This is a genomic window from Cryobacterium cryoconiti (assembly GCF_004403065.1).
GTDB lineage: Bacteria > Actinomycetota > Actinomycetes > Actinomycetales > Microbacteriaceae > Cryobacterium > Cryobacterium cryoconiti.
In genome coordinates this window covers 1-16,102 of sequence record NZ_SOHA01000041.1, presented here as the reverse complement: position 1 = coordinate 16,102, position 16,102 = coordinate 1, and the positions used below count along the sequence as shown (strand labels likewise).

The 16,102-nt window shown below is 69.3% G+C and carries 13 protein-coding genes; 11 read left to right on the top strand and 2 right to left on the bottom strand.

From position 1 onward, the window contains the following. Window positions 1–14: 14 nt before the first annotated feature. The 10 genes from pheS (at window position 15) to E3T49_RS14360 (ending at window position 12,440) form a co-directional block, all read left to right on the top strand. Complete coding sequence (gene pheS, locus E3T49_RS14405) at window positions 15–1,055, top strand: phenylalanine--tRNA ligase subunit alpha (protein ID WP_134425600.1); 1,041 nt, start codon at window positions 15–17, stop codon at window positions 1,053–1,055. Further along, a complete protein-coding gene (pheT, locus tag E3T49_RS14400) occupies window positions 1,055–3,601 on the top strand; it encodes a phenylalanine--tRNA ligase subunit beta (RefSeq protein WP_134425599.1) in 2,547 nt (848 codons plus the stop codon). Before pheS ends, pheT begins: the two co-directional genes overlap by 1 nt. A 137-nt stretch (window positions 3,602–3,738) precedes the next feature. Beyond that, a complete protein-coding gene (argC, locus tag E3T49_RS14395; protein ID WP_134425598.1) occupies window positions 3,739–4,782 on the top strand; it encodes an N-acetyl-gamma-glutamyl-phosphate reductase in 1,044 nt (347 codons plus the stop codon). After that, window positions 4,779–5,951 carry a bifunctional glutamate N-acetyltransferase/amino-acid acetyltransferase ArgJ gene (argJ, locus tag E3T49_RS14390; protein WP_134425597.1) on the top strand — a complete coding sequence of 391 codons (1,173 nt, stop codon included), beginning with the start codon at window positions 4,779–4,781 and terminating at the stop codon, window positions 5,949–5,951. Before argC ends, argJ begins: the two co-directional genes overlap by 4 nt. Further along, a complete protein-coding gene (argB, locus tag E3T49_RS14385) occupies window positions 5,948–6,880 on the top strand; it encodes an acetylglutamate kinase (RefSeq protein ID WP_134425596.1) in 933 nt (310 codons plus the stop codon). The genes argJ and argB overlap by 4 nt, the downstream gene beginning before the upstream one ends. Continuing rightward, window positions 6,877–8,100, top strand: coding sequence for an acetylornithine transaminase (locus E3T49_RS14380; RefSeq protein ID WP_420898560.1), 1,224 nt, complete (start codon window positions 6,877–6,879; stop codon window positions 8,098–8,100). Before argB ends, E3T49_RS14380 begins: the two co-directional genes overlap by 4 nt. A 37-nt stretch (window positions 8,101–8,137) precedes the next feature. After that, window positions 8,138–9,070 carry an ornithine carbamoyltransferase gene (gene argF / locus E3T49_RS14375; RefSeq protein WP_134425595.1) on the top strand — a complete coding sequence of 311 codons (933 nt, stop codon included), beginning with the start codon at window positions 8,138–8,140 and terminating at the stop codon, window positions 9,068–9,070. 113 nt (window positions 9,071–9,183) lie between these two features. After that, window positions 9,184–10,383, top strand: a complete 1,200-nt coding sequence (locus tag E3T49_RS14370) for an argininosuccinate synthase (RefSeq protein WP_134425594.1) — start codon at window positions 9,184–9,186, stop codon at window positions 10,381–10,383. Between the two features lie 6 nt (window positions 10,384–10,389). After that, a complete protein-coding gene (argH, locus tag E3T49_RS14365) occupies window positions 10,390–11,832 on the top strand; it encodes an argininosuccinate lyase (RefSeq protein ID WP_134425593.1) in 1,443 nt (480 codons plus the stop codon). Continuing rightward, the gene (locus E3T49_RS14360; RefSeq protein ID WP_134425592.1) at window positions 11,829–12,440 is read left to right on the top strand and encodes a DNA-3-methyladenine glycosylase; all 612 of its coding nucleotides are present in this window, start codon (window positions 11,829–11,831) and stop codon (window positions 12,438–12,440) included. The genes argH and E3T49_RS14360 overlap by 4 nt, the downstream gene beginning before the upstream one ends. A gap of 155 nt (window positions 12,441–12,595) precedes the next feature. Here the strand turns inward: E3T49_RS14360 and E3T49_RS14355 are convergent, their stop codons facing one another. Continuing rightward, window positions 12,596–13,300, bottom strand: coding sequence for a hypothetical protein (locus tag E3T49_RS14355; protein WP_134425591.1), 705 nt, complete (start codon window positions 13,298–13,300; stop codon window positions 12,596–12,598). Further along, window positions 13,297–13,977 (bottom strand): winged helix-turn-helix transcriptional regulator, encoded by a 681-nt coding sequence (locus E3T49_RS14350; protein WP_134425590.1) that lies wholly within the window; start codon window positions 13,975–13,977, stop codon window positions 13,297–13,299. The genes E3T49_RS14355 and E3T49_RS14350 overlap by 4 nt, the downstream gene beginning before the upstream one ends. A 154-nt stretch (window positions 13,978–14,131) precedes the next feature. Between E3T49_RS14350 and tyrS the strand changes: the two genes are divergently transcribed. Continuing rightward, window positions 14,132–15,433, top strand: coding sequence for a tyrosine--tRNA ligase (tyrS, locus tag E3T49_RS14345; RefSeq protein WP_134425589.1), 1,302 nt, complete (start codon window positions 14,132–14,134; stop codon window positions 15,431–15,433). Window positions 15,434–16,102 lie beyond the last annotated feature (669 nt).

The window sequence follows — 16,102 nt, the reverse complement described above, 5'->3', positions numbered from 1 at the left end:
TAAACTTGTGCCTTGTGTCTGACCCCACTGAGATCTCCGAACCAGTCGTGAGCGCGGCCGTCGAGGCCGCCCTCGCCGCCATTGCCGCCGCGAACGACTCCGCAGCCCTGAAAACCGTGCGCACCGAGCACACCGGCGAGGCCTCCCCGCTGGCGCGGCTCAACGCGCTGATGCGCAGCGTGCCCGGCAACCAGAAGGCCGCCGCCGGCAAGCTCCTCGGCCAGGCCCGCGGTGCCGTCGCCCAGGCGTTCTCCGCCCGCGAGACCGCGATCACCGAGGCGGAGGCCACCGCCCAGCTCGCGGCCGAAACGGTCGACGTGACCGCGGCGGCGTCCACCTGGAAGGCCGGCGCGCGGCATCCGCTCACCCTGTTGCAGGAACGGGTCGCGGATGTCTTCGTCGGCATGGGCTGGGAGGTCGCCGAGGGCCCCGAGCTCGAGAGCGAGTGGTTCAACTTCGACGCGCTCAACTTCGACGAGGACCACCCGGCCCGCGCCATGCAGGACACCTTCTTCATCGACCCGCCCGACGCCCACCTGGTGCTGCGCACCCACACCTCGCCGGTGCAGCTGCGCGCCCTGCTGTCCCGCGAACTGCCCGTCTACGTCGTCGCGCCCGGACGCGTCTTCCGCACCGACGAGCTCGACGCCACGCACACTCCCGTGTTCCACCAGATCGAGGGCATCGCCATCGACAAGGGACTGACCATGGCGCACCTGCGCGGCACCCTCGACCACTTCGTGAAGGCCATGTTCGGCCCCGAGGCGAAGGTGCGCCTTCGCCCCAACTACTTCCCGTTCACCGAGCCCAGCGCCGAACTCGACCTGTGGCACCCGACGTTCAAGGACGGCGCCCGCTGGATCGAGTGGGGCGGCTGCGGCATGGTCAACGCCAATGTGCTGCGCTCCGCCGGGATCGACCCGGAGGTCTACTCCGGATTCGCGTTCGGCGTCGGCGTCGAACGGGCACTGATGTTCCGAAATGATGTGAAGGATATGCACGACATGGTCGAAGGCGACGTCCGGTTCAGCCAGCAGTACGGGATGACCGTCTGATGCGCGTACCACTGAGCTGGCTGGGCGAGTTCGTCGACCTGGCCCCGGGCACCACGCCCGAAGACGTGCACGCCGCCCTGGTGAGCGTGGGTCTCGAAGAGGAGGAGATCCACCGTTTCGAGCTGACCGGCCCGATCGTGGTCGGCCAGGTTCTCGAGTTCGTCGGCGAAGAGCAGACCAACGGCAAGACCATCAACTGGTGCCAGGTGCGCGTCGCCGCCGACGGCGAGCTCGCGGCCGACGGCGGCCCGGCCGTGCACGGCATCGTGTGCGGTGCCCACAACTTCGTCGTCGGCGACAAGGTCGTCGTGACCCTGCCCGGCGCCGTGCTGCCCGGCCCGTTCCCGATCATGCCGCGCAAGACCTACGGGCATGTGTCCGACGGCATGATCGCCTCGGCCCGCGAGCTCGGCCTCGGCGATGAGCACGACGGCATCCTGGTGCTCGGCAGCCTCGGCCTCGATCCCGAGATCGGCACGGATGCGATCGCCCTCCTCGGCCTCGACGACACCGCCGTCGAGATCAACGTCACGCCCGACCGTGGCTACGCTTTCTCGATCCGCGGCGTCGCCCGCGAATACGCGCACGCCACCGGCGCGGCCTTCCGTGATCCCGCCCTCGCCCTGACCGCGGACGCGTCCACGGTCGCCTTCCCGGTCACGGTCGACGACCGGGCCCCGATCCGCGGACGCGTCGGCGCGAGCGTGTTCGTCACCCGCGCGGTGCGCGGTGTGGACCCCACCCGGCCGTCTCCGGCCTGGCTGATCGCCCGGCTGAAGCTGGCCGGCATCCGTTCGATCTCGCTGATCGTCGACGTCACCAACTATGTGATGATCGAGCTCGGCCAGCCGATCCACGGCTACGACCTCGACACGCTGACCGGCGGCATCACCGTGCGCCGCGCGGCGGCGGGCGAGAAGCTCGTCACCCTGGACGACGTGACCCGCACCCTGAACGCCGAAGATCTGCTGATCACTGACGAGTCCGGGCCGATCGGCCTGGCCGGCGTGATGGGCGGCCAGAGCACCGAGATCGGCGCCGGCACCACGAATGTGCTGATCGAGGCCGCGAACTTCGATCCCGTGTCGATCGCGCGCACGGCCCGCCGACACAAGCTGCCCAGCGAGGCGTCCCGCCGCTTCGAGCGCGGTGTCGACCCGGCCGTGGCCGCGGTCGCCGCCGCCCGCGTCGTGCAGCTGCTGGTCGAACTCGCCGGGGGAGAGGCCGACGGCCTCGGCTCCCTGCACGACGCCACCCCCGAGAGACTGCCCATCGCGCTGCCGACCGGCTTCATCTCCGGCCTGATCGGGCTCGAGTACACCCCGGGTGAGGTGCGCTCCTCGCTGGCCGAGATCGGCGCCTCCCTCGAGGAGACCCCGGCCGGGCTGAACGTCACCGCGCCGAGCTGGCGCCCCGACCTGACCGACAAGTGGACCCTGGCCGAGGAGGTCGCCCGCATCGTCGGCTACGACCGGATCCCGTCGGTACTGCCCGTCGCCCCGCCCGGGCGCGGCCTCACCCACGCCCAGATCCTGCGCCGCCAGGTCGCGCAGACGCTCGCCGCCACCGGCCACACCGAGGTGCTCGCGTACCCGTTCGTGTCGGAGAAATCCAACAACCTGTTCGGGCTGCCGGTGGTGCCGGCCGGTGGGCCTGCCGTTCCGCAGATCCGCGTCGCCAACCCGCTCGACGGGGAGGCGCCGTTCCTGCGCACGTCGATCCTGCCGGGGCTGCTGCAGATCGCACACCGCAACCGCTCGCGCGGGATCGTCGACCTGGCCGTCTTCGAACTGGGCCTCGTGTTCCGGCCCGTGGCCGGCATCCGTTACGGCAGCGCCGTCGTGCCGCCCGGCGCGGTGCGCCCGAGTGCGCAGTTGGAGGCCGAGCTGAACGCCGGCATCCCGCCGCAGCCCTTGTCGGTGGCGGTCGTGCTGACCGGCTCCGTCGTGCGGCCCCAGCCGGGGCAGCCGGTCGTGCCGGCGAGCTGGCAGCATGCCCTTGCCGCCGTGCAGCAGGTGGCGCTGGCCGCCGGTGTGCCGATCAGCGTGCGTCAGGGCTCGCACCAGGCGATGCACCCCGGCCGCACCGCCGAGCTGTTCGTGACGACGGATGCCGGGCTCACCTCGGTCGGCTACGCCGGCGAACTGCTGCCCCGCGTCGCCCGCGGCGCGGACCTGCCCGCGGTCGTCGCCGTCGCCGAGATCGACCTGACCGCGGTCTTCGCTGAGGCCGGAGCCGAGCTGCGCGCCACCCCGATCGCCACGATGCCGGCCGCCACGCAGGACCTGTCCCTCGTGGTGGACGCCGCCGTGCCCGCCGGCGACGTGCTGCGCACCCTGCGGGAGGGCTGCGGGCCGCTGCTCGACCACGCCGAACTCGTCGACGACTACCGGGGCACGGGCGTGGTGCCCGGCCGCAAGTCGCTGACGTTCGCGCTGCGGTTCCGGGCGCCCGATCGCACCCTCACCGCCGCGGAGGCCAGCGACGCCAAGCTCGCCGGCGTCGCGGTGGCCGCCGCCCGCTTCGGGGCCACCCTGCGCGAGTAGGAGCCCCGGTGCCGCCCGACCGCTCCGCCCCACGCGCGCCGAGAGTCGCCCGATCTGCCGACAGTCGCCGCCCGAGCGGCGATTATCGGCGCGAATGGCGATTCTCGGCGCGCGAGGCGGCGCGCTAAGTTTGGAACATGTCTTTTTCGGTGGCGGTGGCAGGTGCGAGTGGTTATGCGGGCGGTGAATTGTTGCGTCTGCTGGCCGGGCACCCCGACTTCGAGGTGCGCACGGTCACGGCGCACAGCAATGCCGGCCAGCGTCTGATCGACGTTCAGCCGCACCTGCGCTCGCTCGCTCACCTCACCCTGGTCGACACCACGCCCGAAACCCTCGCCGGGCACGACGTGGTGTTCCTCGCCCTGCCGCACGGGGCATCCGGTGCACTCACCGCGCACCTGCCCGCCGACACCCTCGTCGTGGACTGCGGCGCCGACCACCGGCTCGAGAGCGAAACGGACTGGGCGGCGTTCTACGGCGGCGACTACTTCGGCGCGTGGACCTACGGCGTACCCGAGCTGCCCGTGGCCGGCGGCACGCAGCGCGCCCGGCTGGCCGGCTCCCGCCGCATCGCCGCCCCCGGCTGCAACGCGAGCACGGTGGCGCTGGCCCTGGCCCCGGGCATCCGTGCCGGTGTGATCGAGCCCGACGACCTCGTCGCCGTGCTCGCGGTCGGACCCTCCGGTGCCGGCAAGAGCCTGAAGCTGCCGAACCTGGCCAGCGAGATCCTCGGCTCGGCCAACCCGTATGCGGTCGGCGGAGTGCACCGCCACATCCCTGAAATCCAGCAGAGCCTGCGCTGGGCCGGGGCCGCACACCCGACCATCTCGTTCACCCCGGTGATCGTACCGATGAGTCGCGGCATCCTCTGCACCGCCACTGCCCGCCTCGTTCCCGGCACGTCGGCGGCCGCGGTGCGTGCCGCCTGGGAGCAGACCTACTCCGACGAGCCGTTCGTGCATGTACTTCCCGAGGGGCGGTTTCCGCGCACGGCTGACGTGCTCGGCGCCAACACCGCCCTGATCGGCCTCGCCGTCGATGAGGCCGTGGGCCGCGTCGTGACGATCACGGCCGTCGACAATCTCACCAAAGGCACCGCCGGTGCCGCCATCCAGTGCGCCAACCTGGCCCTGGGACTGCCCGAAACCACGGGCCTTTGCACGAATGGAGTTGCCCCATGAGTGTCACCGCTCCCTCCGGGTTCGCCGCCGCCGGAGTCACCGCCGGACTGAAGCATTCCGGCGGTCTCGACCTTGCCGTGGTGCAGAACCTCGGCCCGCTCACCAGTGCGGCCAGCGTCTTCACCAGCAACCGCTGCAAAGCGAACCCGGTGCTCTGGAGCGAACAGGTCATGAAGGCCGGCCGGGTCAAGGCCATCGTGCTGAACTCCGGCGGCGCGAACTGCTACACCGGCAGCATCGGGTTCCAGACCACGCACGCCACCGCCGAAGCCATCGCCGACCGCCTGGAGATCTCCGCCGGTGAGGTGCTGGTCTGCTCCACCGGCCTGATCGGCGAACAGCTGGACCTGGGCAAGATCACCGCCGGGGTCTGGGATGCCACCCTCGCCCTGCAGGGTGAGAATGCCGGCTCCGAGGCGGCCGGCCTGGCCGCGGCGCAGGCGATCATGACGACCGACACCACACCCAAGCAGACCATGCTCGTCTCCGACGCCGGCTGGACGATCGGCGGTATGGCCAAGGGCGCCGGCATGCTCGCACCCGGCCTGGCCACCATGCTCGTTGTCCTCACGACCGACGCCGTGCTCGACTCCGACCAGCTCGACGTGGCACTGCGCCAGGCCACCCGGGTCACCTTCGACCGGCTCGACTCCGACGGCTGCATGTCCACCAACGACACCGTCACCCTCCTCGGCTCCGGGGCCAGCGGCGTCACCGCCGACCTGGCCGAATTCACGGATGCCCTCGTCGCCATCTGCCAGGACCTCACCCTGCAGCTACAGGCCGACGCCGAGGGGTCCGCCCACGACGTTGCCATCACGGTGCGGAACGCCGCCTCCGAGGCCGACGCCGTCACGGTCGCCCGCGCGGTCTCCCGCAGCAACCTGTTCAAGACCGCGATCTTCGGCAACGACCCCAACTGGGGACGCGTGCTCGCGGCCGTCGGCACGACGGATGCCGCCTTCGACCCCTACGGCATCGACGTCTCCATCAACGGCGTGCAGGTCTGCACCGCGGGGGAGCCCGACCAGCCGCGCGAGCTCGTCGACCTGACCCCCCGCTCCGTCTCCGTTGTGATCGACCTGCACGAGGGAACCGAGACGGCCACGATCTGGACCAACGACCTCACCCACGCCTACGTCGAAGAGAACAGCGCGTACTCGAGTTGACCCCGGCCCACGGAACCCCCGGCGACCAGACCGGCCGCGACGAGACGAACAGCCGCGCGGAGGCGGCCGTCAAGGCCGCCACGCTGATTGAGTCGCTGCCCTGGCTCAAGCGGTTCCACGACCAGATCATCGTGGTCAAGTTCGGCGGCAACGCCATGGTCAGCGAGGAACTGCAGGCCGCGTTCGCCGAGGACATGGTCTACCTGCGCTACTGCGGCATCCGCCCCGTCGTCGTGCACGGCGGCGGCCCGCAGATCTCCGCCATGCTCGACCGGCTCGGCATCGAGAGCGAGTTCCGCGGCGGCTACCGGGTGACCACCCCCGAGGCGATGGACGTGGTGCGCATGGTGCTCACCGGCCAGATCAACCGTGAGCTCGTCAGCCGGATCAACCAGCACGGCCCCATCTCGGCGGGCCTCTCCGGCGAAGACGCCGGGCTGTTCCAGGGCCGGCGGCGCGGCACCGTGATCGACGGTGAGGAGGTCGACCTCGGCCTCGTCGGCGACGTGATCGGCGTCGACCCCGAGGCCGTGCACGCCCAGCTCGCCGCGGGCCGCATCCCGGTCGTCTCCTCGATCGCGCCCGACACGGATGTCCCGGGCCAGTCTCTGAACATCAACGCGGACGCCGCCGCCGCGGCCCTCGCGGTCGCCCTCGGCGCCGCCAAACTGGTCATCCTGACCGATGTCGCGGGGCTGTACAGCGACTGGCCCAACCGCGACTCGCTGGTGTCGGTCATCGACGTGGACTCGCTCCGCGCCCTGCTGCCCGATCTCGAGTCGGGCATGATCCCCAAGATGACGGCCTGCCTCGACGCGGTCGAGGGCGGCGTTGCGAAGGCAGCCATCATCGACGGCCGCGTGCCGCACTCGATCCTGCTCGAGGTCTTCACCGGCAGCGGGATCGGAACCGAAGTAGTCCCCGCATGACACCGACAGAAGTGAGAAGCGAACAGATGGCCGACTCCGGCACCCACGACTGGCGCGAGCGTTTCAGCGCCGCCCTGATGCGCACGATCGCGCCGCCGCTGGCGATGCTCGTGCGCGGCGAGGGGTGCTACGTCTGGGACGACGAGGGCACGGAATACCTCGACTTCCTCGCCGGGATCGCCGTGAACTCGCTCGGCCACGCGCATCCGGCACTCGTCGCCGCGGTCACCGACCAGGTCGGCCGGCTCGCGCACGTCTCCAACTACTTCGCGTCGCCGCCGCAGCTGGAACTGGCCGAACGGCTGAAACGCCTCACCGGTGCGGGCCCGGCCGGCCGGGTCTACCTCTGCAACTCCGGCGCCGAGGCCAATGAGGCCGCGTTCAAACTGGCCCGGCTGAACACCGTGGGCGGGCGACGCACCCGCATCCTCTCCCTGCACGACTCGTTCCACGGCCGCACCATGGGGGCGCTGGCGCTGTCCGGCAAGCCGTCCATGCGCGAGCCGTTCCTGCCCGTGCCCGGCGGGGTCGAGCACATCCGCGCCACGTTCGAGGCGCTCGACGCCGCCATCGACGACACCGTCGCCGCCCTGTTCCTCGAGCCCGTGCAGGGGGAGGCCGGGGTGATCGACCTGCCCGACGGGTTCCTCCGCCGGGCCCGGGAGCTGTGCACCCGGCACGGTGTGCTGCTCATCATCGACGAGGTGCAGACCGGCGCCGGCCGCACCGGCGAGTGGTTCGCCTACCAGCGAGAAGGCATCCTGCCGGATGCGATCACGCTGGCCAAGGGGATCGGCGGCGGACTGCCCATCGGCGCCCTCGTCACGTTCGGCGCGGCGTCGGAGCTGTTCCAGCGCGGCCAGCACGGCTCGACCTACGCCGGCAACCCGCTCGTCACGGCCACCGCGAACGCCGTGCTCGGCACCATCGAGGCGGACGGGCTGGTCGCCAACGCCGCGCGCCGCGGGGAGCAGCTGCGGCAGATCCTCGCCGGGTTCGGCTCGCCGCTGATCGGCGAGGTGCGCGGGCGCGGCCTCCTCATCGGCGTCGGGCTGACCGAGCCGGTCGCCTCGCGCCTCACGGCCGCGGCCCAGAGCAACGGCCTGATCGTGAACGCCGCGAACGAGTCCACCATCCGTCTGGCCCCGCCCCTGATCGTCGGCGATGCCGAACTGGCCGATTTCGAGCGCCGATTCGGGCTCGCTCTGGCCAGCCTCTAGAGTTGAACAATCTATTCCTGACAGCGAAAGTGACACCGTGACCCGCCATTTCCTGCGCGACGACGACATCTCACCGGCCGAACAGGCCGAGATCCTCGACCTGGCACTGGAGCTGAAGCGAGACCGATTCGCGGTCAAGCCCCTGGCCGGCCCGCAGACCGTGGCCGTCATCTTCGACAAGTCCTCGACCCGCACCCGGGTCTCCTTCGCCGTGGGAATCGCCGACCTCGGCGGCAGCCCGCTGATCATCAGCACCGCGAACAGCCAGCTCGGCGGCAAGGAAACCGCCTCCGACACGGCCCGCGTGCTCGAACGCCAGGTGGCCGCGATCGTCTGGCGCACCTACGGTCAGGCCGGACTCGAGGAGATGGCACTCGGCACCACGGTGCCCGTCGTCAACGCCCTCTCCGACGACTTCCACCCCTGCCAGTTGCTCGCCGACCTGCTCACCATCCGTGAGCACCGTGGTGATCTGGCCGGCCAGACGATCGTGTTCCTCGGCGACGGCGCCTGCAACATGGGCCAGTCCTACCTGCTCGCCGGCGCGACCGCGGGCATGCACGTGCGCATCGCCTCCCCGGCCGGTTACACGCCCAGCGACGCGGTCGTCGCGGATGCCACGGCGATCGCCCAGCGCACCGGCGGCTCCGTCGAGCTCTTCACCGACCCGCTCGCGGCCGTCACCGGCGTCGACGTGGTCGTGACCGACACGTGGGTGTCGATGGGCAAGGAGGAGGAGAAGGCCACGCGCCTCGGCGACCTCGGTCGTTACCGCGTGGACGCGGCCATGATGGCCCTCGCCAAGCCCGACGCGCACTTCATGCATTGCCTGCCGGCCGACCGCGGCTACGAGGTGGACGCCGACGTGATCGACGGCACGCAGAGCATCATCTGGGACGAGGCCGAGAACCGGCTGCACGCCCAGAAGGCCCTGCTCGTCTGGCTGCTCGCCCAGAACACCCCCGCATAGTGACCTTTCCGGTCGAGAGTGCCCGGTATAACGGTCACTCTCGACCGGAACAGGCACTCTCGGGTGTCAGAGCGTAACCGTAAACTTGAACAGATCTATCTTTAGGGAGAACCATGGCTGAACGCGTTGTGCTGGCATATTCGGGCGGACTCGATACCTCGGTGGGCATCGGCTGGCTGAAGGATGCGACCGGCAAAGAGGTCGTGGCCCTCGCCATCGACGTCGGACAGAGCGGCGAGGATATGGACGTCATCCGCCAGCGCGCCCTGGACTGCGGCGCCGTCGAGTCCATCGTCGTCGACGCGAAAGACGAGTTCGCCAGCGACTACGTCGTGCCGGCCCTCAAGGCCAACGCGCTCTACCAGAAGCGGTACCCGCTTGTCTCCGCGCTCAGCCGCCCGCTGATCGCCAAGTACCTCGCCTCCACGGCCAAGGAGCTCGGCGCGAACAGCGTCGCGCACGGCTGTACCGGCAAGGGCAACGACCAGGTGCGTTTCGAGGCAGCCGTCGCCGCCCTCGCACCCGAGCTCACCTCGCTCGCCCCGGTGCGCGACTTCGCGCTCACCCGCGACAAAGCCATCGAATACGCGGCCCTGCACAACCTGCCGATCGCGCAGTCGAAGAAGAGCCCCTACTCGATCGACCAGAACGTCTACGGGCGTGCGGTCGAGACCGGCTTCCTCGAAGACCCGTGGAACGCCCCGATCGAAGACCTCTACACCTACACGCAGGACCCGGCCGTGACGCGCGAGCCCACCGAGGTCGTCATCAGCTTCGACCAGGGTGTTCCCGTCGCGATCGACGGCGTCGCCGTCACCCCGCTGCAGGCCATCGAAATGATGAACCTGCTCGCCGGCAACCAGGGCGTCGGACGCATCGACATCGTCGAGGACCGTCTCGTCGGCATCAAGAGCCGCGAGGTGTACGAGGCTCCGGCCGGCATCGCCCTGATCGCCGCGCACGAAGAACTCGAGAACATGACCGTCGAACGCGACCTGGCCCGGTACAAGCGCACGGTCGAGTCCAAGTGGGCGGAACTCGTCTACGACGGCCTCTGGTTCTCCGGCCTGAAGCGCGCCCTCGACGTGTTCATCGACGAGACGCAGAAGCACGTGACCGGCGACATCCGTCTGAAGATGCACGCCGGCACCGCCGTCGTCACCGGCCGCAAGTCCGCGCAGAGCCTCTACGACTTCAACCTCGCCACCTACGACACCGGTGACACCTTCGACCAGTCCATGGCCAAGGGTTTCATCGAGTTGTGGTCGCTGCCGAGCAAGATCTCGGCTCGCCGCGACCTCGCCGGCAAGTAGGGCGACGTGGCTGGCGACAAGGACACGACCGAGAACCGCGCCGGCAAGGCGGGCGCCCTCTGGGGCGGCCGCTTCGCCGGGGGGCCGTCACCGGAGCTGGCGAAGCTGAGCAAGTCGACCCAGTTCGACTGGCCGCTGGCTCCCTACGACATCCGTGGTTCCCAGGCTCACGCGCGGGCCCTGGCCGCGGCCGGTTACCTGACCGACCCGGAACTCGTCGCCATGATCGCCGGCCTCGATACCCTCATGCAGGCTGTTCTCGACGAGAGCTTCCTGCCCGCGGAATCCGACGAGGACGTGCATTCGTCCCTGGAACGCGGCCTGATCGACATCGTCGGCGTCGAACTCGGCGGCAAGCTGCGCGCCGGACGCAGCCGCAACGACCAGGTTGCCACCCTGGTGCGCATGCTGCTGCGCGACAAGGCGCAGGGCATTTCCGCCCACGTGATCGACCTGATCGACGCCCTGGCGTCGCAGGCCGAGGCGAACGGCGACGCCATCATGCCCGGCCGCACGCATCTGCAGCACGCCCAGCCGGTTCTGCTGGCGCACCACCTGTTCGCGCACTGCTGGCCGCTCGTTCGCGACCTCGAGCGGTTCACCGACTGGAACAAGCGCGCCGATTTCTCGCCCTACGGGTCGGGGGCGCTGGCCGGCAACACGCTCGGCCTCGACGCCAACCTGGTCGCGGCCGACCTCGGTTTCAGCGCCGTGGTGGAGAACTCGATCGACGGCACGGCAAGCCGCGACCTGGTCGCCGAGTTCGCGTTCATCACCGCGCAGATCGGCATCGACCTGTCCCGGCTGGCCGAGGAGATCATCCTCTGGAACACCCGCGAGTTCGGCTTCGTCACCCTCGACGACTCCTACTCCACCGGGTCGTCGATCATGCCGCAGAAGAAGAACCCGGACATCGCCGAACTGGCCCGCGGCAAGTCGGGCCGCCTGATCGGCAACCTGACCGGCCTGCTGACCACGCTCAAGGGACTGCCGCTCGCGTACAACCGCGACCTGCAGGAAGACAAGGAGCCCGTCTTCGACTCGATCGCGACCCTCGAGGTGCTGTTGCCGGCCTTCAGCGGAATGATCGCGACCCTGACCTTCCACACCGAACGGATGGCCGAGCTCGCCCCCCAGGGATTCTCCCTGGCCACCGATGTCGCCGAGTGGCTCGTCAAGCAGCAGGTCACCTTCCGCGATGCGCACGAGATCACCGGCGCGCTGGTGAAGTACGCGGAGCAGAACGGGCTCGACCTGCACGAGGTCGACGACGCCGCGCTGCTCACACTGTCGCCGCACCTCACGCCGGATGTGCGCGAGGTGCTCACCATCACCGGTTCGGTGTCCCGTCGCGACGGCCAGGGCGGCACCGCCCCGGTGCGCGTGGCCGAGCAGCGCGCGGTGCTCGTCACCCGGGTGCGCGCGCTTGCGGCTGCGCTCGGCATGTGACACTCGCCGGCGGCATTCTGGCGCGACCGGCGGCCACGGTCGCGCCACTGCTGTTGGGTGCGCTGATCGGGCGCGCCGGGGTGCTGCTGCGCATCACCGAAGTGGAGGCCTACCTCGGCGAGGGCGTCGACCCCGGCTCACACGCGTTTCGCGGACGCACCCGCCGGAACGCCTCGATGTTCGGCCCGAGCGGCCACGTCTACGCGTATTTCAGTTACGGCAGGCACGTCTGCGCGAACGTGGTCTGCTCGCCGGAGGGTGAGGCGTCGGCCGTGCTGCTGCGCGCCGGCGAGATCGTGGCCGGTCTGCCCGAGGCACGGATGCGTCGGCCTACCTCCCGATTGGACCTCGACCTGGCGCGAGGCCCGGCGCGGCTCACGCTGGCGCTCGGCATCGGCCTGGGAGACGACGGCGCCGACCTCGGTCACGCACCGTTCGAGCTGACGCTGCCCGAGCATCCGGCTCCGTTCCTCTCCGGGCCCCGCACCGGGGTGGGCGGGGCCGGCGGGGGAGCGGAGTACCCGTGGCGATTCTGGATCCCGGGCGACGCGACCGTGTCGACGTACCGACGGCATCCGAAGCTCGTCGCCCCGCCCGAGCGTCTCTAAGCGCGTCGGCGGGTGATCGCATCCGTCACTCGGGCGAGGCTCGTGGCGCACCTTTCGGAAGCCGGCGCAGGTTCTACCGTGCGCCCGCTTCCGAAAGGTGCGCCGAGAGTCGAAACGGGGCCGACACCCGCGGTCAGGAGCAGGGTCTACCTGCTCTAGGTCAGGGCGATCTGCACCAGCGCGGCACACGCGCAGGCCCAGATCAGGCTGGCCAGCGTGCCGATGATGAATCGCTCCCGGGCCTCGGCCGTGGCCAGTTCGGTGAACCGGCCGACGCCCTTGATCGCCACGACGACGGCGATGGCCTCCGGAAAACCGGCCAGGATGGCACCCGCCACGGCGAGGCGCTCCAGGATGCCGATCATCAGACCGCCGCGCAGTACCTCATGCACGAAGGCGCCGGAAGCGCCCGCCGCACCGGGACCATCGGGAGCACCAGCACCAGCACCAGCACCAGCACCAGCACCAGCGGCCTCGGCCACGGTCGCCGGTGTCGAAGCGGGAGCCGGCGCCGGCGCCCCACCGACGTCACCGTTCTCGACCAGGATTCCGCCGTGCTCGCCCTGAGGTACCGAGTTGTTGGTGGCGAGCCGCAGCGCGAGCAGCGCCGCGGGGCCGCCGCCGACCACGGCCAGGCCGAGTGCCAGCATGCCGAGGATGACTCCCGAGACCGCGGATCCACCGGGGGAAGGGAGGGCGGCCACCAGGAGGGCCGCAGCGAGAGCGCCGGCTGAAACGGCGGCGAACGGCAGCTTCTGGCGCCGGAACGCGAGAATGGCGAAGGCGAGCGAACCGGACGTGACGAGCAGCAGGAGCAGCCAGTACAGGTACGCCACGATCGGGAGGGTCGAGGAGTTCATCCGGCAGGGTCCGTTTCGGTCGTAGCGTGCTCGAGGTTCTCCAGCAGCCTAACGAGTGCGGGCTGGGCCGACCGGTCGACCCTCCAGAGGGCGCTGCGAATGCGCTGACTGACAGCCGCGGTCGAAATGCCGAGCCGGCCGGCGATCTCCACCTGGGACAGTCCGGCCTGAAGCAGGTCGACGGCCGTCCAGCCCTCCGTCGTGCGGCGCTGACGCAGCAGGAGCAGCGTCGTGATCAGGGCCTCCACCTCCTCGGCATCGAGAATCGAGCCCGCGCCCGACTCGCCGGCACCGTCGGCGAGCCCGGCATCCGGAGCAGGGTCGGGAGCCGGGTCGACGGCCAGGGCGAACCGTGCCTCGGCCTTTTTCGCCCGGGTCACGGCGGCGCGGGCCGCCACGAACGCACCCCCGGATGTCTGCCGGGTCGACGCCGGCAGGGGAGTGCGCACCTCGCCGAGGCCGAGGCCGATGCTCCAATGGCCCTCCCGGTGCAGGGCGAGAAGCACGGCCAGCGCTGTGGCGGCATCCCGCAGCAGCAGTTGAATCTCGTCGCCGGCCGTCTGGTCGGGCGGCAGGATGAAGGCTGAACCGAATTCGCCGTTGAGCGCGGCGATCATCTCGCCGGCCCGGTCGCGGTCGGTGCGGCTGCCGATTTGGTCGGCGGTGATCACGAACATGGTCTCTACCTCCAGCAAAGCGATCAAATATGAAGCATCAAAGATGAATCTGTATGAATTCAGTTTGCAGACTTAACTAACGCAGGTCAAGGCCAGGTGATGAACTTCGGGACATCGAGGGGGTGCCGTGGGAGGGCGCTGATAACCTTGGCTCGTGTCAGATCCAGCCATCCTCGCCCTGCAAGCCAATGACCCGACCTTCGACGACGTGTGGGAGGAGATCTCCTGGCGAGGCCTGGTGCAGGTGTCCACGGATGCCGCTGAACTGCGCGAGCTGCTGGCCGGTCCGCCCGTCACCTACTACTGCGGGTTCGACCCCACCGCCCCGAGCCTGCACCTCGGCAACCTGGTGCAACTGCTGCTCATGCGCCGGCTGCAGCTGGCCGGCCACAAGCCGCTCGGTCTGGTGGGCGGTTCCACCGGCCTGATCGGCGACCCGCGTCCCACCGCCGAGCGCACCCTCAACTCGCGGGATGTCGTCGGTCAGTGGGTGGGCTACCTCCAGGACCAGGTCTCGCGCTTTCTGAGCTCGGAGGGCGACAACGCCGTCACCCTGGTGAACAACCTCGATTGGACCGCGCCGCTCAGCGCCATCGACTTCCTGCGGGACATCGGCAAGTACTTCCGGGTGGGCAGCATGCTCAAGAAGGATGCCGTGAGCGCCCGCCTGAACTCTGACGCCGGCATCAGCTACACCGAGTTCAGCTACCAGGTGCTGCAGGGCATGGACTTCCTCGAGCTCTTCCGCACGTATGGGTGCGTACTCCAGACCGGAGGCAGCGACCAGTGGGGCAACCTCACCAGCGGCATCGACCTCATCCGCAAGGCGGAGGGGGAGGGCGCGCACGCCATCGGCACCCCGTTGATCACCAATAGTGACGGCACCAAGTTCGGCAAGAGCGAGGGCAACGCGGTCTGGCTGGACCCCACCCTCACCAGCCCGTACGCGTTCTACCAGTTCTGGCTCAACACCGACGATGCCGACGTCATCAACCGGCTCAAGGTGTTCACCTTCCTGACCCGGGCCGAGATCGAGGAACTCGCGGGTGCCGTGGCGACCGAGCCGTTCAAGCGGCTGGCCCAGCGCACGCTCGCCGTTTCGGTGACGAGCCTCGTCCACGGGCGGGCTGCAACGGATGCCGCCATCCAGGCCGCGCACGCCCTCTTCGGTCAGGGCGAACTGTCCGATCTCGACGAGGCCACCCTCGAAGCCGCGCTGCGGGAACTTCCCAACACCACCACCGCCCCGCGCGCCCCCGTGGTGCAGCTGCTGGTCGACACCGGACTCACTGCCAGTCTGAGCGAAGCCCGCCGGGCGATCAGCCAGGGTGGGGTCTACCTCAACAACGTGAAGGTGCTGAGCGACGAGCAGACCATCGAAGGGGCCGTTCTCCCCGGGGGAGTAGCCGTGCTCCGCCGCGGGAAGAAGACCCTGGCCGGCGTTTTCGTTGTCTGATCCCGTCGTCTGATCCAGTCGGATGCCGCCCGGTCGTTCTGCCTTTCGGGGTGTGACACGCCCGGGCGTTTTCTGGTTTTGACGGCTCCGCGCGGGGACCGTAATGTATTCAAACGTACCCCACAGGTGCGGAAAGCCGCAGAGCTTCCCGGCCTCACGTGGAACCAAGGTTTTTAGCTTCGCCCAGTGCTTGTATCCGTTTCGGATCGGTGCGGGGGAGGCCTAAGATAGTAACTCTCCCCGGCTTCTTGTTATGGCTTGGTTGGTAGTTGTTGTGAGTCGCTTTAGTGCACTCGAAACAGGCTGCCGGCCTTGATTTGACAGGGTCTGGCCGGGCAGGTAAGTTATACAAGTTGCCCCGAAGCGACAGCCCATTATAGGGCCTGAAGTCGGGTGCGTCCGATCCTTGAGAACTCAACAGCGTGCACAATGTCAAATGCCAAAAACCTCGGTCGTAGGGCTCCTTTCTAGGGAGCACCGCGGAAGAGATTCCTTTGGAAAACATTTAAACAACAAAGCAAGTCAGTAATGATTTGTTCTGTCAGTTTCAAACTTGTGTCTGGTCCGCCCATTCCGGCGGTCAGTCACACTAGATGTGCCGTCTCGGTCCCTGAGCTTGTCGAAGGGTCGGGTCGTGCAATCAAACATTTACGGAGAGTTTGATCCTGG

What these genes read in the sequence shown, in the direction of transcription:
- pheT (WP_134425599.1), top strand. Translation starts at nt 1,055, where the DNA reads ATGCGCGTACCACTGAGCTGGCTGGGCGAGTTCGTCGACCTGGCCCCG.
- argC (WP_134425598.1), top strand. Translation starts at nt 3,739, where the DNA reads ATGTCTTTTTCGGTGGCGGTGGCAGGTGCGAGTGGTTATGCGGGCGGT.
- argJ (WP_134425597.1), top strand. Translation starts at nt 4,779, where the DNA reads ATGAGTGTCACCGCTCCCTCCGGGTTCGCCGCCGCCGGAGTCACCGCC.
- E3T49_RS14380 (WP_420898560.1), top strand. Translation starts at nt 6,877, where the DNA reads ATGACACCGACAGAAGTGAGAAGCGAACAGATGGCCGACTCCGGCACC.
- E3T49_RS14370 (WP_134425594.1), top strand. Translation starts at nt 9,184, where the DNA reads ATGGCTGAACGCGTTGTGCTGGCATATTCGGGCGGACTCGATACCTCG.
- E3T49_RS14355 (WP_134425591.1), bottom strand. Translation starts at nt 13,300, where the DNA reads ATGAACTCCTCGACCCTCCCGATCGTGGCGTACCTGTACTGGCTGCTC.
- E3T49_RS14350 (WP_134425590.1), bottom strand. Translation starts at nt 13,977, where the DNA reads ATGTTCGTGATCACCGCCGACCAAATCGGCAGCCGCACCGACCGCGAC.